Annotated in this window: 20 protein-coding genes and 1 tRNA gene; 12 read left to right on the top strand and 9 right to left on the bottom strand. The window is 67.3% G+C overall.

Annotated features, from left to right (window positions below; all coding sequences use genetic code 11):
• Together V5F66_RS17465 and V5F66_RS17460 are read left to right on the top strand one after the other, a co-directional pair.
• A partial coding sequence (locus V5F66_RS17465; RefSeq protein ID WP_394094364.1) for a chromate transporter occupies positions 1-814 on the top strand: 814 nt, incomplete at its 5' end.
• Positions 712-1,188, top strand: coding sequence for a chromate transporter (locus V5F66_RS17460; RefSeq protein WP_394051799.1), 477 nt, complete (start codon positions 712-714; stop codon positions 1,186-1,188). The genes V5F66_RS17465 and V5F66_RS17460, both read left to right, overlap by 103 nt.
• Positions 1,189-1,412: 224 nt before the next feature.
• Here V5F66_RS17460 and V5F66_RS17455 read toward each other — a convergent pair.
• The 7 genes from V5F66_RS17455 to V5F66_RS17425 all read right to left on the bottom strand — a co-directional run bounded on the left by V5F66_RS17455 (position 1,413) and on the right by V5F66_RS17425 (position 7,211).
• Positions 1,413-1,489: transfer RNA gene (locus V5F66_RS17455), tRNA-Arg, on the bottom strand.
• A 179-nt stretch (positions 1,490-1,668) separates the two neighbouring features.
• Positions 1,669-3,153, bottom strand: coding sequence for an ATP-binding protein (locus tag V5F66_RS17450; RefSeq protein WP_394051801.1), 1,485 nt, complete (start codon positions 3,151-3,153; stop codon positions 1,669-1,671).
• A 192-nt stretch (positions 3,154-3,345) separates the two neighbouring features.
• The gene (locus V5F66_RS17445; RefSeq protein WP_394051803.1) at positions 3,346-3,738 is read right to left on the bottom strand and encodes an HPr family phosphocarrier protein; all 393 of its coding nucleotides are present in this window, start codon (positions 3,736-3,738) and stop codon (positions 3,346-3,348) included.
• Positions 3,707-4,108: a PTS sugar transporter subunit IIA gene (locus tag V5F66_RS17440; protein WP_012114839.1), complete on the bottom strand. Its 402-nt coding sequence runs from the start codon at positions 4,106-4,108 to the stop codon at positions 3,707-3,709. Before V5F66_RS17440 ends, V5F66_RS17445 begins: the two co-directional genes overlap by 32 nt.
• Before the next feature lie 108 nt (positions 4,109-4,216).
• Entirely contained in the window at positions 4,217-4,666 is a 450-nt protein-coding gene (locus V5F66_RS17435; protein WP_393999132.1) for an HPr kinase/phosphorylase, read from the bottom strand.
• A 3-nt stretch (positions 4,667-4,669) separates the two neighbouring features.
• Positions 4,670-6,478: a stimulus-sensing domain-containing protein gene (locus V5F66_RS17430; protein WP_393999133.1), complete on the bottom strand. Its 1,809-nt coding sequence runs from the start codon at positions 6,476-6,478 to the stop codon at positions 4,670-4,672.
• A 34-nt stretch (positions 6,479-6,512) separates the two neighbouring features.
• Positions 6,513-7,211 (bottom strand): response regulator transcription factor, encoded by a 699-nt coding sequence (locus tag V5F66_RS17425; protein ID WP_012114836.1) that lies wholly within the window; start codon positions 7,209-7,211, stop codon positions 6,513-6,515.
• Between the two features lie 271 nt (positions 7,212-7,482).
• Between V5F66_RS17425 and V5F66_RS17420 the strand changes: the two genes are divergently transcribed.
• Together V5F66_RS17420 and V5F66_RS17415 are read left to right on the top strand one after the other, a co-directional pair.
• On the top strand, positions 7,483-8,199 hold the full coding sequence (locus V5F66_RS17420; RefSeq protein WP_394051807.1) for a HugZ family pyridoxamine 5'-phosphate oxidase: 717 nt from the start codon (positions 7,483-7,485) through the stop codon (positions 8,197-8,199).
• A gap of 245 nt (positions 8,200-8,444) precedes the next feature.
• Positions 8,445-10,058, top strand: a complete 1,614-nt coding sequence (locus tag V5F66_RS17415; protein WP_394094363.1) for a phosphoenolpyruvate carboxykinase — start codon at positions 8,445-8,447, stop codon at positions 10,056-10,058.
• A gap of 111 nt (positions 10,059-10,169) precedes the next feature.
• Here V5F66_RS17415 and V5F66_RS17410 read toward each other — a convergent pair whose 3' ends face one another.
• Positions 10,170-10,589 carry a Ros/MucR family transcriptional regulator gene (locus tag V5F66_RS17410; RefSeq protein ID WP_012114833.1) on the bottom strand — a complete coding sequence of 140 codons (420 nt, stop codon included), beginning with the start codon at positions 10,587-10,589 and terminating at the stop codon, positions 10,170-10,172.
• A 485-nt stretch (positions 10,590-11,074) separates the two neighbouring features.
• Here V5F66_RS17410 and msrB point away from each other — a divergent pair, with 485 nt between their 5' ends.
• The 8 genes from msrB to rsmA all read left to right on the top strand — a co-directional run bounded on the left by msrB (position 11,075) and on the right by rsmA (position 21,770).
• Complete coding sequence (gene msrB / locus V5F66_RS17405; RefSeq protein WP_012114831.1) at positions 11,075-11,530, top strand: peptide-methionine (R)-S-oxide reductase MsrB; 456 nt, start codon at positions 11,075-11,077, stop codon at positions 11,528-11,530.
• Complete coding sequence (locus tag V5F66_RS17400; RefSeq protein WP_394094362.1) at positions 11,520-13,616, top strand: S9 family peptidase; 2,097 nt, start codon at positions 11,520-11,522, stop codon at positions 13,614-13,616. The genes msrB and V5F66_RS17400 overlap by 11 nt, the downstream gene beginning before the upstream one ends.
• Positions 13,617-13,850: 234 nt before the next feature.
• Complete coding sequence (locus tag V5F66_RS17395; protein ID WP_012114829.1) at positions 13,851-15,068, top strand: LptF/LptG family permease; 1,218 nt, start codon at positions 13,851-13,853, stop codon at positions 15,066-15,068.
• A gap of 5 nt (positions 15,069-15,073) precedes the next feature.
• The gene (lptG, locus tag V5F66_RS17390) at positions 15,074-16,168 is read left to right on the top strand and encodes an LPS export ABC transporter permease LptG (RefSeq protein ID WP_393999137.1); all 1,095 of its coding nucleotides are present in this window, start codon (positions 15,074-15,076) and stop codon (positions 16,166-16,168) included.
• Between the two features lie 68 nt (positions 16,169-16,236).
• A complete protein-coding gene (locus V5F66_RS17385) occupies positions 16,237-18,693 on the top strand; it encodes an LPS-assembly protein LptD (RefSeq protein WP_393999138.1) in 2,457 nt (818 codons plus the stop codon).
• 110 nt (positions 18,694-18,803) lie between these two features.
• A complete protein-coding gene (locus V5F66_RS17380; RefSeq protein WP_012114826.1) occupies positions 18,804-19,715 on the top strand; it encodes a SurA N-terminal domain-containing protein in 912 nt (303 codons plus the stop codon).
• A gap of 139 nt (positions 19,716-19,854) precedes the next feature.
• Entirely contained in the window at positions 19,855-20,907 is a 1,053-nt protein-coding gene (gene pdxA, locus V5F66_RS17375) for a 4-hydroxythreonine-4-phosphate dehydrogenase PdxA (protein WP_394007499.1), read from the top strand.
• Complete coding sequence (rsmA, locus tag V5F66_RS17370) at positions 20,904-21,770, top strand: 16S rRNA (adenine(1518)-N(6)/adenine(1519)-N(6))-dimethyltransferase RsmA (RefSeq protein WP_012114824.1); 867 nt, start codon at positions 20,904-20,906, stop codon at positions 21,768-21,770. The genes pdxA and rsmA overlap by 4 nt, the downstream gene beginning before the upstream one ends.
• An 80-nt stretch (positions 21,771-21,850) precedes the next feature.
• On the opposite strand, the gene metH is transcribed toward rsmA, so the two are convergent.
• Complete coding sequence (gene metH / locus V5F66_RS17365) at positions 21,851-25,585, bottom strand: methionine synthase (RefSeq protein ID WP_394094361.1); 3,735 nt, start codon at positions 25,583-25,585, stop codon at positions 21,851-21,853.
• Positions 25,586-25,685 lie beyond the last annotated feature (100 nt).

Below are 25,685 nucleotides of genomic sequence, written 5' to 3'. Positions count from 1 at the left end.
GCTCACGATGCGGGCATGCACGGCACCGCCGGGGGGGGGGGGGCTGGTGGCCGGCCTGCTGTTCGTCCTACCTGACGCTGTCGTGATGCTCGCCCTCAGCATCCTCTATGCCCTCTATCGCCACATCCCGCTCATCGATGCCGCTTTCCTCAGCGTGAAGGCGGCCGTGCTGGCGGTGGTGGTGGAGGCCCTGCTGAGGATCAGCCGGCGCGCGTTCAAGAACCGCCTCATGGTGGCCATTGCCGGCCTCGCCTTCCTGGCCATCTACATTCTGCACATCCCTTTCCCGCTGATCATCCTCGCCGCGGGCCTCGCCGGGTGGGCGGGCAGCCGGGCCGCGCCCGAGCTGTTCCAGAGCGCAGGCCACGGAAACGCGAAGGCGGATTCGCATGGGGTCGTGGACCAGATGTTCGAACGTGGGGAGTTGGCCCATGCCGAGCCGTCTCTCCGGCGGGCAGCCGGCATCGTCGCGGTCTGGCTGCCCGTGTGGCTCGATTCGGTCGCAGTGCTGTGGGCGGCCCTCGGAAGTGACAGCGTCTGGACGCAGATCGGCTCCTTCTTCAGCCTGATGGCGGTCGTCACCTTCGGCGGGGCCTATGCGGTGCTCGCCTATGTGGCACAGGCGGCGGTGGACGGCTTCGGCTGGCTCGCACCGGGCGAGAGATGCTGGACAGCCTCGGGCTTGCCGAGACGACGCCTGGGCCCTTGGTCATGGTGCTCCAGTTCGTCGGCTTCCTGGCCGCCTACCGCGCGCCAGGCGCGCTCAACCCGATGCTGGCGGGATGCCTCGGAGCCCTATTCACGCTTTGGGTGACGTTTGCTCCCTGCTTCTTCTGGATCTTCCTCGGGGCGCCCTATGTGGAGGCCCTGCGAGGCAACCGCGAGCTGAGCGCGGCGCTGTCTGCCATCACCGCGGCGGTGGTGGGCGTGATCCTGAACCTCGCCCTCTGGTTCGCGATCCACGTCGTCTTCCGGCAGACGGTGAACGTGGATTGGCACGGCGTTGAGCCGGACCTTCCCTTGCTCTCGTCCATCGACTGGCGTGCATCGACTGGCGTGCGGCCGCGCTCTCCGCGATGGCCATGCTCGCCATGTTCCGGCTCAGGCTCGGGATGCTCCCCACGCTCGCGGCTGGCGGGTTGGCGGGGATGTTGCTCTCGATGTCGGGCTGGCGCGGCCGCTTGTTAGTACGACGGCGCGATCCGCAGAACACGTCACGGTCGTCCTGCCCGGATTCCAATCGAGTGCGGGAGGAGACGGCATGAGCGGGCTGCGTCTCGCCACCCAGCGTCATCCAGGATAGGCCAACTGCGCCCGCGCACATGCTGCTTCTGGTGATGACCCGACAGCGCGAACGCGCTTTCACGCGTCCAAGCATGCGGGATATTATCGTTTGTTTTCGTGAATTTAGGTGGCGCGCCGGGGAAGATTCGAACTCCCGACCCCCAGATTCGTAGTCTGGTGCTCTATCCAGCTGAGCTACCGGCGCCTGTGCCCGAAACCGGTGGGAACCGGCCTGGAAGGGAAGCCCTTCCGGGGCGTCGCGGCGTTGGAGCGCCGCGAGGACCCGTGAGCTACACCGTTCCTGCGGACCACGCAAGACCGGAGGCTTGAGAAAAATGGCGCGCTCCGTCTCCCATGTGGAAAACTATGCGGTACGCCAAAACCTCAGGCGCGGATGCGCTCGCGTCGGTGGTGGCGGCTTTCCGGTTGGTCGGGAATGGTGATGCGGAAGGTGGTGCCCACCTGGGTGTCCAGAAGGCGGATCTCCCCGCCGTGGGCCCGCACCAGTTCATCGGCGATGGGCAGGCCGAGCCCGGTGCCGCCGCGCCGCGCCGAGGACACGAACGCCTCGAACAGATGCTCGCGCCGCGCCGCCGGAATGCCCGGCCCGGTGTCGCCCATCTCGATTTCCACCACCGCGCCCTTACGCCGGGCCTTGATGCGGATCTGGTCGCGCTCGGGATCCACCGGCGCGCGCACCTCCAGCGCCTGCACGGCGTTGCGGGCGATGTTCAGGATCACGCGGAACAGCTGGTCCGGGTCCGCATCGGCCACGAGGCCCCGCTCGATATCCACCACCCAGCCGATCCCCGAGCCGCTTTGCAGGCCGAGCGTCTCGCGCACCTCGTCGAAGAGGTGGGCAAGCGCCACGTCGCGCCGCTCGGGCAGCGGCTCCTTGGCGCGGCCGTAGGAAAGGGTCTGCTCGCAATAGGTGATGGCGCGGTCGAGAGCCGCCAGCAGCTTCGGCGCGAAGCGCTGCACGGTGGGGTCCGGCACGGTGGCGAGACGGTCTGAGAGCAGCTGCGCGGACGACAAAAGGTTGCGCAGATCGTGGTTGATCTTTGAGACCGCGAGGCCGAGGGCCGCCAGGTGGCTCTTCTGGTGCAGTGTCTGGGACAACTCGCGCTGCATCTCCTCCAGCGCCTCCTCGGCGGTGCCGATCTCGTCGGAGCGGCCGGAGGGCACGATGATGCGGGAGGCATCCTCCGGGTTCTCCCGGAACGCCGAAATGCGCTCGGTGAGCCGCCGCATGGGCCGCACGAACAGCCAGTTGAGGCTCAAATAGACCAGCACGCCCGCCGCCACCGCCACCGCCAGCGACACCAGCAGCACGGTGGCGGCGAAGCGCAGCAGCGCCGCGCGCAGGGGCGTGCCGCTGAGCACGATCTCGATGAAATCCGCGCCGCGCGGCGGATCGCCCACCACGCGCAGGATGCGTCCGTCGGGGGCGGTGAGCGTGTCGAAGGCGTCGCGCACCGCGGTCCACAGGGTGGTCTCGCGCATGTCGATGTGGACATTGGCCATGGGCGGCATGTCGGAGGCGGCGAGGAGGCGGCGGGTGTCCTCGCGCTTCACCACGATCACCTTGGCGCCGACGCTTTCCAGCAACTGGCGGGTGAGGTCGGGGGAGATGCCCTCCTGCGGGGCGGCATCGAGCACGAGGGCGGCGGTGCGAGCCGCCGCCAGCCGGTCGGAGAGCCAGGCGATGCGATAATTGGCGATGGTGGGCACCAGCACCGCAATCTCGGCCATGGCCACCACGGTGACGGTCAAGGCGAGGAGCTTGGTGGACAGCCCGAGGCTCCACCGTGCGCCCCTGGGCGCCGGCCGGGTATCCGGCTGATGGCTCGTCGGCTCCAACATGGCCATGATACGGGGGGAAGGCCCGTCCCGGATCCCCGCGCCCAGCGCGCGAGCGATCGATATTAAGAAATAGGCAACCAATCGGTCACCGGCCAGAGGGACTTGAGATTGAGGTAAACGGAGGGCCAGGCGGAGCGCCGGAATGCAAAGCCGCGGCGCCTATGGCAGCCAGCGAGGCGATGCCGGCCGGGTGCGGCGTTACTCTTCCTCGCCGAAGCGGTCAGCCACCAGGGTATCGAGAGCCTCGAGCACCGCTGCCGCCTCATTGCCGGTGGCGGTCACGGTCACGCTGGTGCCGGGGCCGGCGGCCAGCATCATCAGGCCCATGATGGAATTGCCGCCGACCGCCTCGCCGTTGCGACATACGGTCACGTAAGCGTCGAACCGCTCCACGGTCTGCACGAACTTGGCGGAGGCCCGGGCGTGCAGGCCGCGCTTGTTCACGATCGGCAGGGCGCGCACCAGGGCCTCTGGGGCGATGGGGCGACCGCACGCCACCTCGGGCGACTCAACGTCCTGCAGGTCCGCCTCGTCCGCGTCCGCCCGCGGGACGAAGGCGTCATTTACCGGAGAGGACACGGCTTGCGACATTGATGTATTTCCTACCGGCTTCCTGCGCCACGTCGACGGCCTGTTCCAGCGGCATCTCTCCCCGCACCTTGGCGAGCTTCACCAGCATGGGCAGGTTGATGCCCGCCACCACTTCCACGTCCGGCGTGTTCATCACCGAGATGGCGAGATTGGAGGGGGTGCCGCCGAACATGTCGGTGAGGATCACCACCCCGTCGCCGGTGCGCACCCGGTCCACGGCTTCGATGATGTCCTGCCGCCGCCGCTCCATATCGTCCTCGGGACCAATGGTAACAGTGGCCATCTGGGTCTGCGGACCCATGACGTGCTCCAGGGCGGAGCAGAATTCGTCGGCAAGGCGGCCATGTGTGACGAGGACGAGACCGATCATGCTTCCTCCGCCTTCACCACCCTTGGATGAAGGCCTCCCGCGCTGCGGGACGGCCATATTCAGATCGGCTCAAAAATTACGCAAGGGGTGCAACGCACAAAAGCACATTTAATCATCGTGGTCACGCGTTCCGATAATGCAAGCGAGAACCAGTAGCGCCTGATCCCACTCACCCAAGGGAATACGTTGTATTTCAACACCTTGGATGACAATCCGCCGGGCCTCGATGGCCGGCATCCGGGCTGCGTCGGGTGCCGCAAGATCGACCACATGCCGCACTGCGACCAACGGACGATAGGGTAGCCGGCGGATGCCGAGGCCCCGCATCTCGATCAAACCGGCAAGCTCGGGCACCGGCCGCGCCACCAGAACGCCCTCCTCCGGCGACAGCAGCACCCGGTCGTCGGCCACCAGTTCGGCGGGCGGCAAGCTGCGCGGCGCGTCGAGGACAAGCTGCAGCGCGAGGCTCGACTTGCCCGAGCCGGACGGGCCACGGATCAGCACCCCGAGGTCGCCGATGGCGATGCAGCTGGCGTGGATGCTGGCCGGTGCGCTCACGGCTCAGGCCGTCGGCAGGCGCACGACGAAGCGGGCGCCGGCCACCTGCGAACTGCCGTCGGGGCCGGTCGCCATGCGGTTCTCGGCCCAGATGGTGCCGCCATGGGCCTCCACGATCTGCCGCGAGATGGAGAGGCCGAGCCCGGAATTCTGCCCGAACCCCTGGTGCGGCCGGTCAGTATAGAAGCGCTCGAAGATGCGCGCGAGGGCATCGGGGCGAATGCCGGGGCCGTCGTCGTCCACCACGATCTCGGCGCCATCCTTCAGGCGGCGGCAGGTGACGCGCACCGATCCGCCGTTGGGCGAGAACGAACGGGCGTTGGAGACCAGGTTATCCACAACCTGTCCCAGCCGCGAGGCATGGCCCGCGACCAGGAAATCGGCGGGCGCGCCGTGCACCCGCTCGAAGCTGAGGGAGACGCGGACGCCGTCGTCCTTGCGCACGTCCTGGGCGAGGCCCACCACCATCTCCAGCAATTGCTTGAGATCGACGTTCACCGCCTCCTGCCGCTGCAGCTCGGCATCGAGCCGGCTGGCGTCGGAGATGTCGGAGATGAGGCGGTCGAGCCGCTTCACATCGTGCTGGATCACCTCCATCAGGCGGTTGCGCGAGGTATCGGTCTTGGCGAGCGGCAATGTCTCCACCGCGCTGCGCAGGGAGGTGAGCGGGTTCTTCAGCTCGTGCGCCACGTCGGCGGCAAAGCTCTCGATGGCCTCGATGCGGTTGTAGAGGGCGCCGGTCATATCGCGCAGGGCGCCGGAGAGATGGCCGATCTCGTCGGAGCGGGCGGTAAAATCAGGGATCTCCACCCGCGACTTGATGCGCCGGCGCACCCGTTCGGCCGCCGCCGCGAGCTTGCGCACCGGATCGGCGATGGTGCCGGCGAGCAGCACCGAGAGCAGCACCATCACCACCGCCGCCACCAGGAACACGCGGACGATGACGAAGCGCTCGGCCTTCACCGCCGCGTCGATCTCGCCGCTCTGGGTGGACAACAGCAGCACGCCGAGGATGGCGCGGAAGCGCTGGACCGGCACGGCGACGGAGACCACCACCTGCCCGCGCTCATCCACCCGTACCTCGCTGGCCTTGGCGCCCAGCGCGGCCGAGGCGACCTCGGGGTAATTCTTGCCGGCCTGGGGGCCGAACTCCTTGTAGAGCGGCAGGTCGCCGCGGCCGAGCCACAGCTGCACCGCCTGCCAGGCCCGTTCCAGCACGCCGGGCTTGGGCTCGTTGGGGGAGGGCAAATCGTAGCGCAGGATCTCGCCGCGCGAATAGAGCGAGCGGGAATCCAGCAAGAGCTGGCCTTCGCGGTCATAGATGCGAGCGCGGGTGCGGGTCGGGCCCACCAGGCGCCGCAGCACCGGGGCGACGCGCTCGGGATTGATGGGGAATTCCAGCGGCGCGAAGCCGTCGTCGGGGCCGTAGCTCTCGCCCGCCTGCAATTCCAGCAGCCGCTCGGGATCGAGCGTGATGGCATTGGTCTCCACCTGCGCCGACGAGGCGATGGCGGCAGCGATGATCTCGCCCTGCACCAGAAGGCTCTGAATGCGCGCGTCGATAAGGCCGGAGCGGAATTCCGACAGGTAGAGGATGCCCGACACCAGGGCGCACAGCCCGGCGAGGTTGAGCAGCACGATGCGCCGGGTGAGAGAGGAGAAGCCCTTGAAAGCCACGAAGCGGCGCACGCGCTTCAGCCACGCGATGACGCCGCCACGCGGCTCGCGCCCCCGTTCGGCCCGGCCGCCGGAGGCCCCGGGTCCGCCCGGAGCCATCTCGTCGGCCCTGGCCTCGTCGGTGTGCGCCGTCATGTCGTCCAGAGCCCCCGGCGCGGTGCCGTGGTGCTCACTCCTTGAACCGGTAGCCGACGCCGTACAGGGTCTCGATCATCTCGAAGCTGTCGTCCACCGACTTGAACTTCTTGCGCAGCCGCTTGATGTGGCTGTCGATAGTGCGGTCGTCCACATAGACCTGGTCATCATAGGCCGCGTCCATCAGGGCGTTGCGGCTCTTGACCACGCCGGGACGCTGGGCCAGCGCCTGCAGAATGAGGAATTCGGTGACGGTGAGGGTCACCGGCTCACCCTTCCAGGTGCAGGTGTGGCGCTCGGGATCCATGCGCAGGTTGCCGCGCTCCAGCACCTTGGCACTGTCGGTCTCGCGCGGAGCGGCACCGTCCTTGGCGCCCACCCGGCGCAGCACGGCCTTCACCCGCTCCACCAGCAGGCGCTGGGAGAACGGCTTCTTGATGAAGTCGTCGGCGCCCATCTTGAGGCCGAACAATTCGTCGATCTCCTCATCCTTGGAGGTGAGGAAGATCACCGGCATGTCGGTCTTCTGGCGCAGGCGGCGCAGCAGCTCCATGCCGTCCATGCGCGGCATCTTGATGTCGAGGATGGCGAGGTCCGGCGGGTTGGTCTTGAATCCGTCCAGGGCCGAGGCGCCATCGGTGTAGGTGTCGATGCGATAGCCTTCCGCCTCCAGCGCGATGGAAACCGAGGTCAGAATGTTGCGGTCGTCGTCGACGAGGGCGATGGTGGGCATGACACCTCTTTTCAGCCGTCTGGGTACAGCGGCCTCAACTGCGGCCTTGCGCGAGGGGTGAACCCCGTTCGCGTGGCCGAAATGTGACACACAAGAGTCGACTGCCGCAAAATAGCGGGATTCTCCACCGACGCCAAACGTCACCTGTCAAACACCGCCCGTCAGGCGTCACTCGTCTCATTACCCTTGCGTCACATTACGGCAGCGGTAGCGCTTGCGCAGGGTGGGGCGCCCGCATCATCCTGCGCCGGTTCGAAGGGAGCATGGTTTCATGGCCGAATCTGCCGCCACCGCCGTCCGCCGGCTTATCCGCGAAGCGCGCTTTGGCACGCTGGCGACGCTGGAGGCCGCGGGCGGACCCTATGCCTCGCTGGTGGCGGTGGCCACGGATCCGGAAGGCCGCCCCACCCTGCTCATCTCCCGCCTTGCCCGGCACACCCGCAACATCGCGGGCGATGCGCGGGTCTCCCTGCTGATCTCGGCGGCGGGCGCCATCGACCCACTGAACGCGCCACGGGCCAGCCTCATCGGCCGCATCGTGCCGGCGCCCGAAGCCGAGGTGCGCACCCGGTATCTGGCCCGCCACCCGGCGGCGGCCGGCTATGTGAACTTCGCCGACTTCGCCTTCCACGCCATCCATGTGGACGAGGCCCACCTGGTGGAGGGGTTCGGCCGCATCGTGGATGTGCCGGGCGCCGCCCTCCTCACCGACTGGAGCGGTGCCGAGGCGCTGGCGGCCGGTGCCGACGGCGTCATCGCCCACATGAATGCGGACCACTCGGATGCGGTCGGCCTTTATGCCACGGTGCTCCTCGGCGCGCCCGAGGGGGCGTGGCGCATGGTGGCGGTGGACCCGGAGGGCTGCGAGATTTCCAGCGGCGAGCTGGTCCGGCGGCTGGAGTTTTCGCAACGCGTCACCGATCTTACTGCGGTGCGGCAAGAACTCGTGGCCCTCGTGCAGAAAGCGCGGCAGGGAACGGCAGCCTGAACGGTGGTGTTTTCAGGAAAACGCCGAACGATATGGCCGCAACGACAGAGCTTATGCCTTCAATCGGTTAGAGAGCGATGTCATCCCGGCAGATCGCGCCGTGAAGGTACACGCTTGGCCTTGTTTCTTTTGGCAACGTCTCCTTATACGCTAAGAGAGCGCGGCATCATCAAGGACGCAGGATGGCGTTCATGCGCCGCGCGGGGCCGGCTTCAGGCCGGCGGGAACATCAGGAGGACGAGTCCTTGCTCGAAACCGGTCACCGGAACAGCGCCTGCGGCGCCGCCAGCTTCGGTCTGAAACACCTCACCGCGGTTCATTGGAACCTGCTGGAGCCCGCGCTCTACGAGCACGCCCTGGCGAACCGGGAAGCCCGCCTGTCCTCCGGCGGCGCGCTGGTGGCGGAAACCGGCGCCCATACCGGCCGCAGCCCCAAGGACAAGTTCGTGGTCCGCGACGCCGACACCGAGGCCGAGGTGTGGTGGGACAACAACGGCGCCATCTCGCCGGAGCAGTTCGAGACCCTCTACCAGGACTTCCTCGCGGCGGCCGAGGACAAGACCCTCTACGCCCAGGACCTCTACGGCGGCGCCGACCCTTCCTGCCGCATCAAGGTACGCGTCTATACCGAGTTCGCCTGGCACTCGCTGTTCATCCGCACCATGCTGCGCCGGCCGGAGCAGGCGGAGCTGGACAGCTTCGTGCCGGAACTCACCATCATCGACCTGCCGTCCTTCAAGGCGGATCCGGAACGCCACGGGGTCCGCTCGGAAACGGTGATCGCGGTGAACTTCACCCGCGGCATCGTGCTGATCGGCAACTCGTCCTACGCGGGCGAGATGAAGAAGTCGGTGTTCACGGCGCTGAACTACATCCTGCCGAAAAAGGGCATCATGCCCATGCATTGCTCGGCGAACGTAGGCACCGAGGGCGACGTCTGCCTGTTCTTCGGCCTGTCCGGCACCGGCAAGACCACGCTCTCCGCCGATCCCAACCGCACCCTTCTGGGCGATGACGAGCACGGCTGGAGCCAGAGCGGTGTCTTCAATTTCGAAGGCGGCTGCTATGCCAAGACCATCCGCCTCTCGGCCGAGGCCGAGCCGGAGATCTTCGCCGCCTCCAACCGCTTCGGCACGGTGCTGGAGAACGTGGTGCTGGACAAGGTCACCCATGTCCCCGACTTCGACGACGGCAGCCTGACCGAGAACACCCGCTCCTGCTATCCCCTGTCGTTCATTCCCAATGCCAGCGCCACCAGCGTCGCGGGCATGCCGAAGAACGTGGTGATGCTCACCTGCGACGCCTTCGGCGTGCTGCCGCCCATCGCCCGGCTGACCCCGGCGCAGGCCATGTATCACTTCCTGTCCGGCTATACCGCCAAGGTGGCCGGCACCGAGAAGGGGGTGAAGGACCCGGAAGCCACCTTCTCCACCTGCTTCGGCGCCCCCTTCATGCCGCGCCATCCCTCGGTGTACGGCAATCTGCTGCGCGACCTCATCGCCGAGCACCAGGTGGATTGCTGGCTGGTGAACACCGGCTGGACCGGTGGCAAGTTCGGCACCGGGCGGCGCATGCCCATCAAGGTCACGCGCACCCTGCTCACGGCGGTGCTGGATGGCTCTCTGAAAGGCGCCTCCTTCCGCACCGACCCCTATTTCGGCTTCGAGGTGCCAACCTCCGTGCCCGGCATCGAGCCGCACGTGCTCTATCCCTCCAAGACCTGGGCGGACAAGGCGGAATTCGACGCCACGGCGCGCCGGCTGGTGGAGATGTTCCGGGAGAATTTCACAAGGTTCGAGAGCCATGTGGACGCCGCCGTCCGCGACGCCCAGCCTCACGTCCGCATCGCCGCCGAGTAGGCCCTGAAGCGGGACGGCAGCGTCCCGCCGCCGCATTCTCAAAATGCAAAGGCCCGGCGCCATGGCGCCGGGCCTTGCTGTTCCAGGGGAAGCTCTGGATGCAGGCGTGTGTCAGGCGGCGCCGCGGCGGCGCTGCTGGCCGAGGCCCATCTGCTTGGCAAGCTCCGAGCGGGCGGCCGCATAGTTCGGCGCCACCATGGGATAGTCGGCCGGCAGGCCCCACTTCTCGCGGTACTGCTCGGGCGTCATGTCGTAGCGGGTGCGCAGGTGGCGCTTCAGGGACTTGAACTTCTTGCCATCCTCCAGGCAGATGATGAAGTCCGGATGGACGGACTTCTTCACCGCCACGGCGGGCTTCGCCGGCTCGGAGACGGGCTCCTCCTCGCCGCTGGAAAGGCGCTGGAGCGTGCCGTACACCTCATGGATGAGGGACGGCAGATCGGTGAGGGCCACCGTATTGTTGCTGACATAGGCCGAAACGATGTCCGTCGCGAGCTCGATATAGGTGGTCGTATCCGTGGTTTCGCTCATGGGACCTTCTTCGCAGTTTGTTTTCCTGGCATCGAATGGATAAAATTCAAACGGGTCCACGCACCCGGCGCCGAGCCATCACTGCACGCACTGCAGGATCTTGCGCGCGAAGTTGATCTTGAACAGCACCATCTTTGAGCGAAGATCGAACCTGCATCGGCAGCTGTCGAAACCTCTACCGACCCGGCCCCGCAGGCGGCGAACCTTGTGCCCCTCCCCATTCAGCCGCCCCGCTGCAATCCGACGAAGAAGGTGCTCTATATTTGTTAGTTTCGCGACTTCACCTTTGCAACCAGTATTTCGCGAAAACGTTTGCTGTTCTTGTATACATGAGGCTGAACTCAGTTCCCGGCCGTCATCGGCCACCGGGCGCCCGCGACCGCCAACGCAGCCCGGCTCCAAAAACACCGCGCCGCGCCTGCCGCCGCCTTGCCGTCGCCACCTCGAATGCCTACCTCTCGTGAAAATCGAACCAGGGGTTTCCAATGCCCAATCCTGCCCCGTCTCCCGCCGCCGAGGGCCACGGCGATGCCAAGGTGGTGAAAAGTGAGAGCGAATGGCGCTCCTGCCTGACACCTGAGCAGTTTCGAATCACCCGCGAGCACGGCACCGAGCGCGCTTTCACCGGGCCCTACTGGGACGAGAAGCGGGCGGGCCTTTATTCCTGCGTCGCCTGCGGAACCCCTCTGTTCCGCTCCGAAGCCAAGTATGATTCGGGTACCGGCTGGCCGAGCTTCTTCGCCCCGATCTCCCCCGATTCGGTGGTGACGCACGAGGATACCTCCCACGGCATGCGCCGCATCGAGGTGCGCTGCGCCAGCTGCGAGAGCCATCTGGGCCACGTCTTCCCGGATGGACCGGCCCCCACCGGCCTGCGCTTCTGCCTGAACGGCACCGCCCTCAAGCTTGCGCCCGACGACGGAGATACCCGTGGCGCCTGAGCCGCCGCGCGCGCCACGCCGACCGAGTGAGCGCACTGTCCACGGCGTGACCCTCTCCGACGACTATGCTTGGCTGCGCGCCGAAAACTGGCGCGCAGTCATGCGCGATCCGTCCGTGCTGGACGCCGACATCCGCGCCTATCTGGAGGCGGAGAACACCTTCGCCGAGGCCTATTTCGCCCCCATGGGCGAGGCCAAGGCCGCCCTCGTCGCCGAGATGCGCGGGCGCATCAAGGAGGATGATTCCTCCGTTCCCGCCCCGGACGGGCCGTTTGCCTATTTCTCCCGGCACCGGGAGGGCGGCCAGCATCCGCTCTATTGCCGCAAGCCGCTGCCCGATGGCCCCGAGGCCATCCTGCTCGATGGCGACAAGGAGGCCGAAGGCAAGGCCTATTTCCATTTCGGCCACTGGCGCCACACCCGTGACCACGCCTTGTTCGCCTTCGCGGCGGACACCTCGGGCTCGGAGCTGTACGCCATCCGCATCCGCGACCTGTCGAGCGGCGCCGACCTGCCCGACGTGATCGAGGAAACCACCGGCGACCTGCTCTGGAGCGCCGACGGGACCGTTCTTTATTACATCCGCCGCGATGCCGAGCACCGGCCGTCGAAGCTGTTCCGCCACGTCCTGGGGACCGATCCGGCCGCCGACACCCTCATTTATGAGGAACCGGACAAGGGCTTCTTCGTCTCGCTGGGCGAGACCCAGTCCCACCGCTACGGCCTCATCGCCTGCGGCGACCACGACACCTCGGAGGTCCACCTTTTGGACCTCACCGAAGCTGCGCCCCTGCCCCGCTGCATCGCCCCGCGCGAGGCCGGCGTGCGTTACGAGGTGGAGCACCACCCAAGCCTCGCCGGCACCGACAGCCTGATCCTCCTCACCAACGCCGACGGGGCGGAGGATTTCAAGATCGTCACCGCTCCCACGGGCACTCCGGACCGCGCCCACTGGCGCGACCTGGTGCCCCACCGGGCCGGGCGGATGATCCTGAGCCACACCGTCTTCGCCGGCCACATGGCCCGGCTGGAGCGGGAGGCGGGGCTGCCGCGCATCATCATCCGGGAGCTGGCCTCGGGCGACGAGCACGCCATCGCCTTCGACGAGGAGGCCTATGCGCTGGGGCTTCACCCCGGCTTCGGCTTCGACACCAGCGCGGTCCGCTTTACCTACGCCTCCATGACCACGCCGTCCGAGGTGTGGGACTATGACATGGCGACCCGCCGCCGGGAGATGCTGAAGCGCCAGGAAGTCCCCTCCGGCCACGACCCGGCCGACTACGTGACCCGGCGCCTTTATGCCGTCGCGCCGGACGGGGAGAGCGTTCCGGTCTCCCTGCTCTATCGCAAGGGAACCCCGCTGGACGGCTCCGCCCCCCTCCTGCTTTATGGATATGGAGCCTACGGCATCACCATTCCGGCCGGCTTCTCCACCAGCCGCCTGTCGCTGGTGGATCGCGGCTTCATCTATGCCATCGCCCATGTGCGCGGCGGCACGGACAAGGGCTGGCGCTGGTATGCCGACGGCAAGCTTGCGGGGAAGACCAACACCTTCACCGACTTCATCGCCTGCGCCGAGCATCTGGTGGCCGAGGGCTTCACCCGGCCCGACCGCATCGTCGCCCAAGGCGGCTCGGCGGGCGGCATGCTGATGGGCGCGGTGGCGAACCTGCGGCCGGACCTGTTCGCCGGCATCGTGGCCGAGGTCCCGTTCGTGGACGTGCTCACCACCATGCTGGACGACACCCTGCCCCTGACCCCGCCCGAATGGCCTGAATGGGGCAATCCCATCACCGACGAGGCGGCGTTCCGACGCATCCTGGCCTATTCGCCCGTGGATAACGTGCGCCCGCAGGCCTACCCGTCCATCTTCGCCCTCGCCGGGCTGACCGATCCTCGCGTGACCTATTGGGAGCCGGCGAAATGGGTGGCGCGGCTGCGCGCCGCGGACACCGGGGGGCGGACAATCCTGCTGCGCACCAACATGGATGCGGGACATGGCGGCGCCGCCGGACGATTCGACAAGCTGGACGAGGTTGCTCTCGTCTATCTGTTCGCCTTGAAGACGGTGGGCCGCACAACCTGAGGACGCCGGGGCACGGCGCCGGCCCGGATCATGCGACGATCCGGGCGGCGAAGCGGTCTCTTTCCTTGATGTTGGCGGAACGTTCAGCGGTCTGGCCGGAGACTGAAGATCGCTCCGGACGACGAAAGCCTGCCCCGGCGGCATTTGCGCCGGGCGCAGCTTCCGGTTATCCAGAGCGCGCTCGACTGGGGGAATGCGAGAGAGGGGCGGCTCCGCGCATTGAGGCACGCTTTGATGGGCCGTCTGGATCGTTACATTTTCTCGACCGCCGCGGTGGCGTTCCTGGGTGTCGTGGTGGTGCTCGCCGGCATGATCTGGGCGACGCAGGCCCTGCGCCAGCTCGACCTCGTCACCAGCCAGGGCCAGACCATCATTGCGTTCGTCGCCATCACCAGCCTCACCATGCCCACGCTGGTGCTGGTGATTGCCCCGGCGGCGCTGTTCATCGCCACCGCCTACACCTTGCTCAAGCTCAACGGCGACAGCGAGATCGTGGTGATGGCCTCCGCCGGCATGGGGCCATGGCGGCTGCTGCGGCCCCTCATCATCCTTGCCTTGCTGGTCTCGGCCTTCTGCGCGCTCCTCGCCATCAAGGTGGTGCCGGCAAGCCTTGCCACCTTCCGCGAGCAGGTCACCAAGGTGCGCGCGGACGTGGTATCCTTCGTCGCCCAGCCGGGACGGTTCGTGAACCTGTCGCAGGGCCTGGTCTTCCACGTGCGCGAGCGTGCGCCCAACGGGGTGATGCGCGGCATCTTCATCAATGACGCGCGCGATGATGGCGTCTCCACCTACCTCGCCGACCGCGGCCAGATCATCGAGAGCGACGCAGGCATCTTCCTGGTACTGGAGAACGGCTCCATCCAGCGCCGCGGCGGCGCGGCCAAGGAGGCCGAGAAGGACGCGAGCGAGGCTAACAAGGACGCCGGCAAGGACAAGGGCAAGTCGTCCAATTCCTCGGTGGTGGAATTCCAGCGCTACGCCTTCGATCTGTCGTCCCTCGCCCCCAATTCCCAGGGCCAGGACGTGAAGCCCATGGAGCGGCCCCTGTCCTATGTGATGAATCCGCCGCAGGATGACCTCTACGTGCGCTTCTTCCCCGGCCGCTACCGGGAGGAGTTGCACAAGCGCCTGTCGGCCGGGCTCTATCCCATGGCCTTCTTCGCCATCGCCGCCGCCGCGCTGGCGAGCCCCCGCACCACCCGGCAGAGCCAGGTCGCGGCGCTCGGCGCCATCATCCCGGCCATGGGCCTGGTGCAGATCGGCAATTTCGCCATCGCCGGCCAGTTGAAGACCCAGGCCGCGGCGGTGCCGCTGATCTATCTTCTGCCCATCGTCACCGTGGCCCTCTGCGCCATGGTGGTCCAGGGCTGGATCCGCCTCTCCGCGCCGGCCGCGCTGGTCGCCTTGGCGGAGTGGCTGAGGCAGCGCTTCACGCGGCGCGCGGCGGCCTGATTCCCATGATCGGACGTATTCTCGGCTTCTATTTCGCGCGGCGGTTCGCGAGCGCGGTGGTGCTCATCTTCCTGTCCTGCGTCACGCTCATCGTGCTCGTGGACTTCCTGGAGATGGCGCGCCGCACCGCCGATCGCGAGCAGGTGACGGTGGGCCTGCTCGCCCTCGTCACGCTCTACCGCGCGCCCTCCTTCACCGAGCAGCTCATGCCGTTCGCGGTGCTGTTCGGCGCCATCTCCACCTTCGTCCTGCTGTCGCGGCGGCTGGAACTGGTGGTGGCGCGGGCGGTGGGGCTGTCGGTCTGGCAGTTCATCACCCCGCCGGTGCTGGTGGCGTTCCTCATCGGGGTCTTCTCCACCACCGTGTTCAACCCCGTCTCCGCCGACTTCAAGGAGCGGGCGAACCAGATCGAGGGCGAGATCTTCGGCTCCTCCTCGTCGGGCCTCCTGCCCCAGGGCAAGAAGGAGTTCTGGGTGCGCCAGCAGAGCGTGGACGGCCAGTCCATCATCCAGGCCCAGGCCACCCGCCAGGGCGGACGGGCGCTGTCCGGCGTGGTGGTGTTCGAGTTCGACAAGGCCGACCGTCTCGTGGAGCGTGTAGAAGCCCGCTCTGCAACCTTGGGAGATGGTGCATGGATTCTTACCGACGCCAGGGTGCTGGTTCCGGGCCTCGATCACCAGCACTATGATACCTATCTCATCGCCACGAATCTCGATCCCAAGCAGATCCAGGAGTCCCTGATCGCCCCGGAAACCGTGTCGTTTTGGCAACTTCCCGCGGCCATCCGCAGTGCAGAACAATCCGGCTTCGGCGCCGAAAGATACCGCCTCCAGCTCCAGAGTCTTCTGGCGCGGCCGTTTCTGCTGGTGGCAATGGTACTCATTGCCGCGGTGGTGGGGCTGCGGGTGTTCCGCTTCGGCGGGGTGGGACAGACGATTCTCGGTGGCGTGCTGGCGGGCTTTCTGCTTTATGTGGGGACCAAGCTCGCTGAGGATCTCGGCGAGGCGGGTTTTGTTCATCCCGTTGCTGCAGCATGGTTTCCTGCAGTAGCCGGGATTCTTCTGGGGGTCCTCATTCTGTTGCATCGGGAGGACGGATGACGGTCGGGCTTCCCCCCGCCGTAGGCAGCATCACCGGGGACCGGCGCCGCGTCGCGCGCCGGACGGGGATGCTTGCGTCCGCGGCCAGCCTCTTCCTGATGGCAGCGAGCCTCTTCGCATCCGCTCCCGCGGTTGCTCAGACGCAGGGCGGCCAGCAGCCCAACGTCACCTCCAGCGCGCTCGGCTCGGGCTTCGCGGGAACCCGCAAGCTCGACCCGAACCAGAAGATGCTGGTGACGGCCGACCAGCTTGAATACGACTACCAGAAGGAAACGGTCTCCGCCGTCGGCACGGTCCAGATCTATTATGACGGCTCGACCCTGGAGGCGAACCGGGTGGTGCTCGACCGCAAGGCGAACACCCTGTTTGCCCAGGGCAATGTCCGGCTGAAGGACAAGGACGGCAAGATCGTCACCGCCGACAATTTGGAGCTGACCCAGGACTTCAAGCAGGGCTTCATCGATTCCCTGCGTCTCGACACCCCGGACAAGACCCACTTCGCCGCCACCCGCGCCGATCGCACGGACGGCAACGTGACCGTGTTCCAGAACGGCGTCTACACCGCCTGCGAACCGTGCAAGGACGACCCGAGCAAGCCTCCGCTGTGGCAGATCAAGGCCAAAAAGATCGTCCACAACGAAGACGAGAAGATGATCTACTACCAGGATGCCTGGGTAGAGTTCTTCGGGTTTCCGGTGGCCTATTTCCCGTATCTGTCGTCGCCCGACCCGACGGTGAAGCGCAAGACCGGCTTCCTCATTCCGGAATTCTTCTCGTCGAGCCAGATCGGCTATGGCGTCGGCACGCCGTTCTTCTGGAACATCGCGCCCGACCGCGACCTGACCCTGACGCCCGCCTTCACCACCAAGCAGGGCGTGCTGATGCAGGGCGAGTGGCGCCAGCGCCTGATGAACGGCGCCTACACCATCCGCGCCGCTGGCATCCTGCAGCAGGACAAGGACGCCTTCACCACCACCTCCAACGGGGTGACCGATTATCTGCCAGGCTACCGCGACAACCGCGGCTCGCTTCAGAGCACCGGCGCGTTCGCGCTGAACAAGTTCTGGACCTTCGGCTGGGACGGCACCCTGGTCTCCGACCGCACCTTCCTGCAGGACTACAACCTGATCGGCGACGGGGTCACCACCAAGACCTCCACCGTCTACCTCACCGGCCAGGGCGACCGCTCCTTCTTCGACGTACGCGGGCTCTATTTCCTCGGCCTGTCGGTGACCGACAACCAGGACCTCCAGCCCATCGTCGGCACGCTCAATTACAACAAGGTGTTCGACAAGCCCCTGTGGGGCGGTGAATCCGGCATCAAGGTCAACCTCACCAGCCTGACCCGCCAGGAGGCCGACTTCATCGGCACCTCGGCGCTCACCTCCAACGTCGGCGCCACGGGCATCCCCACCGGCTCCTGCGCGCTGATGAACCCCAATCCCGAGCAGTGCCTGCTGCGTGGCGCGCCGGGCGACTACACGCGCCTGTCGGCGGAGCTCTACTGGAAGAAGGCCATCACCGATCCGATGGGCCAGATCTGGACGCCGTTCGTGACCGCGCGGGTGGACGTCGCCTCCGTGGATACCGGCTACCTGCCCTACAGCTACATGTATGGCGCCACCCTGCCCGGCCAGAACCCGCTCCAGTCCGGCAGCGACGACCTGATCCGCGGCATGCCGGCGGTGGGCCTCGACTATAAGTACCCCTTCATCTCCGCCGAGAGCTGGGGCACCCAGACCATCGAGCCGCGGGCCCAGGTCATCATCCGTCCCAACGAGACGGACATCGGCAAGTTCCCGAACGAGGATGCCCAGAGCCTGGTGTTCGACGACACCAACCTGTTCGAGGTGAACAAATATTCGGGCTACGACCGGGTCGAGGGCGGCAGCCGCCTCAATCTCGGCGTGACCTACACCGCCGCCATCAACGGCGCCGGCCTGGTTACCGCCGTGGTCGGCCAGTCCTACAACCTGTTCGGCCGGAACTCATTCGCCTACGGCGACATGGCCAATACCGGCCTCGAATCGGGCCTCGAGACCACGGCGTCGGACTACATCGCCAAGTTCGGCTACTCGCCCACCAAGTATCTCGAGTTTGTGACCCGATTCCGGTTCGACAACGACAACCTCTCCATGCAGCGCTTCGAACTGCAGGGGCGGGCGGAGCTGGACCGCTTCAACGTGGCCGTCACCTACGGCCGCTACGAGGCGCAGCCGCTGCTCGGCTATTACGACAAGCGCGAGGGCATCTACACCAACGCCTCGTACAAGCTGAACGACAATTGGGCCATCCGTGGCGCGGTGCGCTACGATTTCGCCGCCGGCGAGTTCGACTACACGCTGGTGGGCCTCAGCTATATCGACGACTGCTTCACCCTCGCCCTCAACTACGTCACCGACTACACCCTGAACGGCCCCAATGCGGCGCCGGTCAACAAGGTGATGTTCCGCATCGGGCTGAGAACACTTGGCGAAGGCGGCTTCTCCACCTCGTTAGGCTCCAGCAGCGAAACCAACCAGTGAGGCGGCGCGCCGGCTGACCTGGCCGCGGCCTGTGCTGCGGTCCGCGAGGCAGGCCGCATTGCCGCCACAGGAAGGGGACACAAGTCGCCGTCTGACCTTCGGACAGGACCATGCTGCTTCGTCATTTCCTCCTTACGGCCCTCGCGCTGGCCTTCCTTGCCCTCGGCGCCGGCGCGCCGGCGCAGGCCCAGCAGATCATCGTCATGGTGAACGGCGATCCCATCACCACCTTTGACGTGTCGCAGCGCCAGCTCATGCACCAGATGATCGAGCGCAAAAGCGTCAGCGCGCAGCAGGCCCTGGAAGACCTCATCGACGAGCGCATCAAGATCCAGCAGGCCATCCGCCTCAAGATGGAGGTGGAGCAGAAGGACGTGGACCGCCTGTACGCGTCCGTGGCCGAGCGCTCGGGCCGCACGCCGGAGCAGCTCACCGAGGGCTTCAAGCAGCAGGGCCTCAACGACCGCACCTTCAAGCAGAAGCTGTTCGCGGATTATGTCTGGGGCCAGTATGTGCGCGCCCGCTCCGGCACGGTGAACGTGCGCGACGCGGACGTGGTCGCCGCCCTGCAGAAGCGTGGCGAGACCCAGATGATCGCCACCGAATACACGCTCATGCCCATCGTCTTCGTGGTGCCGCGCAACGCCGGCAACTATGCCGCGCGCCTGGCGGAAGCCAATGCCCTGCGCGGCCGCTTCACCGACTGCGATGCCGGCGCGCAGACGGTGAAGTCGCTGAAGGAGGTGGTGGTCCGCCCCAAGGTGACGCGCCTGTCCTCCGAGATGCCGCCGCAGCTGCGGCAGATCCTCGACAAGACCGAGATCGGCCGCCTCACCCCGCCGGAAGTGGCCCAGTCCGGTGTCGAGACCTTCGCCATTTGCGGCAAGCGCGAAGTGCGCGGCGAGAGCGCGCAGAAGAAGGAAATCAAGGACGAGCTGTCCAACGCCCAGTTCGCCGCCGAATCCAAGAAGTTCATGGCGGAGCTGCGGAAGCAGTCGCTCATCGAGTACCGCCGCCACTGAAGCGCCTGCGGGTTGCAAACCCGGGCCTTTGCTCCGACCTTAGTATCCAACGGCCGGTTCCGGCGATTTTGCCGCGTGCCGCCGTTCAGCGCGTTTTCATGACGCAAAACCGGTTTCAACTTTTGCGGAAAACGCTGTGATGGTCGCGCCCGCTCCCCTCGTCCTCTCCCTCGGTGATCCTGCCGGCATCGGCCCCGACATCACGCTCACGGCATGGGCGCAGCGCCGGGAGCTGGGCCTGCCCACCTTCCTCGTCGCCGGCGATCCCGAAGCGCTCAAGGCCCGGGCCCGCCAGCTCGGCCTCACCGTGCCGCTGGCCGAGACCGGTCTGGAAGACGCCGCCGGCCACTTCGCCGAGGCGCTGCCGGTGATGCCCGCCGGTCCCGCCTCCACCGCCCTGCCCGGCGCGCCCGATGCCTCCAGCGCGCCCTGCGTGGTGGCAAGCCTTGAGGCGGCCCTGGGCCTCGTCCAGGCCGGCCGCGCGGCGGCGCTGGTCACCAATCCGTTGGCGAAGTCGGTCATGTATGCGGGCGGCTTTCCGTTTCCCGGCCACACCGAGTTCCTGGCCGCCCGCGCCGCGCGCCCGGGCCGACCCGCACCCCATCCGGTGATGATGATCTGGTCGGAGCAACTCGCCGTGGTGCCGGCCACCATCCACCTGCCCTATGCGGACGTGCCCGGCCATCTCACCATCGACCTCCTGGTGGAGACCGGCCGCATCGTCGCCGGCGACATGGCCCGGCGCTTCGGCCTCGCCCACCCCCGGCTGGTGTTCTGCGGCCTCAACCCCCATGCGGGCGAGGAGGGCACCCTCGGCACCGAGGATGAGGCCATCGTGCGCCCGGCGGTCGAAGCCCTCAAGCGCGAGGGCATCGACGCCCGCGGGCCGCTTCCCGCCGACACCCTGTTCCACCCGCAGGCGCGGGCCGGCTACGACGTGGCGGTGGGCATGTATCACGACCAGGTGCTGATCCCGGCCAAGACGCTGGCCTTCCACGACGGGGTGAATGTGACGCTGGGCCTGCCCTTCATCCGCACCTCGCCCGATCACGGCACCGCCTTCGACATCGCCGGAACGGGCCGCGCCAACCCCTCAAGCCTGGTCGCGGCGCTCCGGCTCGCCCGCCGCCTCGCGGATGCGGAAGCGCGGCTTGCCGCGCGCGAAGGCCACCGCGCGGCGAGTGTAGCGTGAGCGCCCTCGACGACCTGCCGCCGCTGCGCGATGTCATCCGGCGGCACGGCCTCTCGGCGCAGAAATCCCTGGGCCAGAACTTCCTTCTGGACCTCAACCTCACCGGCCGCATCGCCCGCGCCTCCGGCCCCCTCGAAGGGGCGACCGTGGTGGAGGTGGGTCCCGGACCGGGCGGGCTGACGCGGGCGCTGCTCGCTTTGGGTGCCCGGCGCGTCATCGCCATCGAGCGCGATCAGCGCTGCCTCGATGCGCTGGCCGAAGTCTCCGACCATTATCCCGGCCGGCTGGAGGTGATCTCCGGCGATGCCCTGAAGGTGGACGTGCGCCCCCTTGTGGGGGATGGCGAGGTGCGGGTGGTGGCGAACCTGCCTTACAATATCGCGACGCTTCTACTCATCGGCTGGCTCTCCACCGATCCCTGGCCGCCGTGGTTCTCGTCCCTCACCCTCATGTTCCAGAAGGAAGTGGCGGAGCGCATCGTCGCCGCGCCGGGCTCGAAGGCCTATGGCCGGCTCGCGGTGCTGGCGGGCTGGCGGACCACGGCGCGCATCGCCTTCGATGTCGCCCCCTCCGCCTTCGTGCCACCGCCGAAGGTGACCTCCTCCGTGGTGCATCTGGTGCCGCGGTCGGAGCCTTTGCCCTGCGCCTTGTCGGCCCTGGAGAAGGTGACGGAAGCCGCCTTCGGCCAGCGCCGCAAGATGCTGCGCCAGAGCCTGAAATCCCTGGGGGTCGACACCGCCGCCCTGCTCAAAGCCACTGGCGTGGAGGAAACGGCGCGAGCCGAGGAGATCGATGTGGACGGCTTCGTCCGGCTGGCGAACACGTTCGCGCAGCTGAAGTCGGGAGCCGGCGCGGCGGCGTGAGGCCGCCATCGCCCCTCGGCACCTCGCACGGAGTGGCCGGCCGCCGCGACTGGGACGGCCGGGACTGACGGAGGCGCCCCCTACTCCGCCGCGGCCACCTGCGCGGGATCGTAATTGAGGATGGGGGCGAGCCACTTCTCGGCCTCCTCCACGCTCCAGCCCTTGCGGGCGGCGTAGTCCTCCACCTGGTCGCGCTCGATGCGGCCGACGCCGAAATAGGCGCTCTCGGGGTGGGCGAAATACAGCCCCGACACCGCCGCTCCCGGCCACATGGCGAAGCTCTCCGTCAGCTGGATGCCCGCCTTGTTAGTGGCGTCGAGCAGGCGGAAGATGGTCGCCTTTTCCGTGTGGTCGGGCTGGGCCGGATAGCCGGGCGCGGGGCGGATGCCGCGATAGCGCTCGGCGATGAGGTCGTCGTTGGCCAGCGCCTCGTCGGCCGCATAGCCCCACAGTCGGGTCCGCACCAGATGATGCAGGCGCTCGGCGAAGGCCTCGGCGAGGCGGTCGCACAGGGCCTTCAGCAGGATGGCGGAATAGTCGTCGTTGGCCGCCTTGAAGGCCGCCACCCGCTCCTCCTCGCCGATGCCGGTGGTCACCGCGAAGCCGCCGACATAATCGGCGACCCCGGTCTCCAGCGGCGCGACGAAGTCCGACAGCGCCAGGTTGAAGCGGCCGTCCCGCTTCGCCAGTTGCTGGCGCAGGGTGTGGAGGGTGGCCAGCGGCGTCTTGCGGGTGTCGTCGCGGAACAGGACGATGTCATCGCCCATGGCATTGGCCGGCCAGAAGCCCACCACGGCACGGGCGCTCACCCACTTCTCCGCAACCATCTTCTCCAGCATCGCCTGCGCGTCGGCAAACAGCGCGCGGGCCGGCTCGCCCACCACCTGGTCCTCAAGGATGGCCGGATAGCGCCCGGTCAGCTCCCAGGACTGGAAGAAGGGCGTCCAGTCGATGAAGGGCACGAGGTCGGCAAGGTCGTGGTCCTCGATCATCTGGGTTCCGAGGAAGCCGGGCCGGGGCACCTCATAAGCGGAAAAGTCCAGCTTCAGGGCGTTGTCGCGCGCCTTGGCGAGGGGCACGCGCTGCTTGTTGGCATCGGCCCGCGCATGGGCCTCGGCAAGCTTGCGATATTCGGCGCGGATGTCCGCCACATAAGCGCCGCGCGTGTCCTTGTTGAGCAGGTTGGAGACCACGCCCACCGCCCGGCTGGCGTCGGTGACATAGACCGCCTGCCCGCGCTCGTAGCGGGGCGAGATCTTCACCGCGGTGTGGACGCGCGAGGTGGTGGCGCCGCCGATGAGCAGCGGCAGGGAAAAGCCCTCGCGCTCCATCTCGGCGGCCACATTCACCATCTCGTCCAGCGACGGGGTGATGAGGCCGGAAAGGCCGATCACGTCCACCTTCTCGGCCTTGGCGGTTTCGAGGATCTTCGCCATGGGCACCATGACGCCGAGATCGATGACCTCGTAGTTGTTGCACTGGAGCACGACGCCCACGATGTTCTTGCCGATGTCGTGCACGTCGCCCTTCACGGTCGCCATCAGCACCTTGCCGGCGGCCGAGGCGGAGGTGACGCCCATCTCCTCCTTTTCCTTCTCCATGAAGGGCATGAGATAGGCCACGGCCTGCTTCATCACGCGGGCGGACTTCACCACCTGGGGCAGGAACATCTTGCCGGCGCCGAACAGGTCGCCCACCACATTCATGCCCGCCATCAGCGGCCCCTCGATGACGTGGAGCGGGCGGGCGACGGACTGGCGCGCCTCCTCGGTGTCCGCCTCCACGAAGTCGGTGATGCCGTTGACGAGGGCATGGGCGAGGCGCTTGTCCACTGGCCAGGAGCGCCAGGCGAGATCCGCCTCCTTCTTCTCCTTGCCGGCCGCGCCCTTGAAGCCCTCGGCGATTTCCAGCAGGCGCTCGGTGGCATCGGGACGGCGGTTCAGCACCACGTCCTCGCAGGCCTCGCGCAGTCCGGGCTCGATCTCGTCATAGACGGCGAGCTGCCCGGCATTGACGATGCCCATGTCCATGCCCGCCTGGATGGCGTGATAGAGGAAAACCGCGTGCATGGCCTCGCGCACCGGCTCGTTGCCGCGGAACGAGAACGACAGGTTGGAGACGCCGCCCGACACGTGGGCGTGGGGCAGGTTCTGCCGGATCCAGCGGGTCGCCTCGATGAAGGCGACGCCATAGCCGGCGTGCTCCTCGATGCCGGTAGCCACCGCGAAGACGTTGGGATCGAAGATGATGTCTTCCGGCGGGAAGGCCAGCTCTTCCGTCAGGATGCGGTAGGCGCGGGCGCAGATCTGGGTCTTGCGCTCGAAGGTGTCGGCCTGGCCTTCCTCGTCGAAGGCCATCACCACCACGGCGGCGCCGTAGCTGCGCACGAGCCGGGCCTTCTCGCGGAAGGCGTCTTCCCCCTCCTTCATGGAGATGGAATTGACGATGCCCTTGCCCTGAAGCCGCTTCAGCCCCTGCTCGATGATCTCCCACTTCGAGCTGTCCACCATCACCGGCACCTTAGCGATGTCCGGCTCGGCGGCGACGAGGTTGAGGAAGGTGACCATGGCCGCCTCGCTGTCGAGGAGGCCTTCGTCCATGTTGATGTCGATGACCTGCGCGCCGCTCTCCACCTGGTCGCGCGCCACCGCGAGCGCGGCGGCAAAGTCGCCGGTGGTGATGAGCTTGCGGAAGCGGGCGGAGCCGGTGACGTTGGTGCGCTCGCCCACGTTCACGAAGGGAATTTCCGGCGTCAGCTCGAACGGCTCAAGACCGGAGAGGCGCAGGCGCGGCTCGATCTGCGGCACCACGCGCGGGGCCTTGCCCTTCACCGCTTCCGCGATGGCGCGGATGTGGGCTGGCGTGGTACCGCAGCAGCCGCCCACGATGTTCACGAGGCCGGAGGCGGCGAACTCGCCAACCAGTTCCGCCATGGCCTGCGGGCTCTCGTCATACATGCCGAATTCGTTGGGCAGGCCGGCATTGGGATAGGCGCACACCAGCGTGTCGGCCACCCGGCCGATCTCGGCCACGTGGGCGCGCATCTCCCGCGCCCCCAGCGCGCAGTTGAGGCCGATGGAGAACGGCCGGGCATGCTGGAGCGAATACCAGAAGGCGGCGGGCGTCTGGCCCGAGAGGGTGCGGCCGGAGAGATCGGTGATGGTGCCGGAGATCATCACCGGCAGGCGGATGCCGCGCTCGGCGAACAATTGCTCGATGGCGAAGATGGCCGCCTTGGCGTTCAGCGTATCGAAGATGGTCTCGACCAGCAGGATGTCCGCCCCGCCATCGACGAGACCGCGCGCCTGCTCGTGATAGGCGCCGGCGAGGTCGTCGAAGGTCACCGCGCGGAAGCCGGGGTCGTTCACGTCCGGGGAGATGGAGGCGGTGCGGTTGGTGGGGCCGAAGGCGCCGGCGACGAAACGCGGGCGGCCGTCCTCGGCCTGGGCGATGTCGCCTGCCTCCCGGGCGAGGCGGGCGCTCTCGAAATTCAGCTCGTAGACCAGCTCTTCCATGCCGTAGTCGGCCTGGGCGATCGAGGTGCCGGAGAAGGTGTTGGTTTCCACCATGTCCGCGCCGGCGCGGAAATATTCGAGGTGGATGGCCCGCACCGCATCGGGCTGGGTGAGGCTGAGAAGGTCGTTGTTGCCCTTCACGTCGCGCGGCCAGTCGGCAAAGCGCGCGCCCCGATAGCCGGCCTCGTCCAGCTTCAGCCCCTGGATCATGGTGCCCATGGCGCCGTCGAGCACGAGAATGCGCTCGGACGCGGCCTGGGCGAGGGCTGAGAAGGTGTTGGCGGCGCGGGTTTCGGTCATGGCTGAAGTTCTCAGGGCTCGGGGCTTGGGACAGCCTCGGTGAAACAGATGGACGTCCGTCGCCGGACGAAAACACGACATCGTCGCCAATTTTTCCGGC

Origin of the sequence: Xanthobacter versatilis (genome assembly GCF_043193975.1) — a bacterium.
Taxonomy (GTDB): domain Bacteria; phylum Pseudomonadota; class Alphaproteobacteria; order Rhizobiales; family Xanthobacteraceae; genus Xanthobacter; species Xanthobacter autotrophicus_E.
Note: the sequence above shows the minus strand (reverse complement) of the source record. Positions and strands in the feature narration are given on the sequence as shown.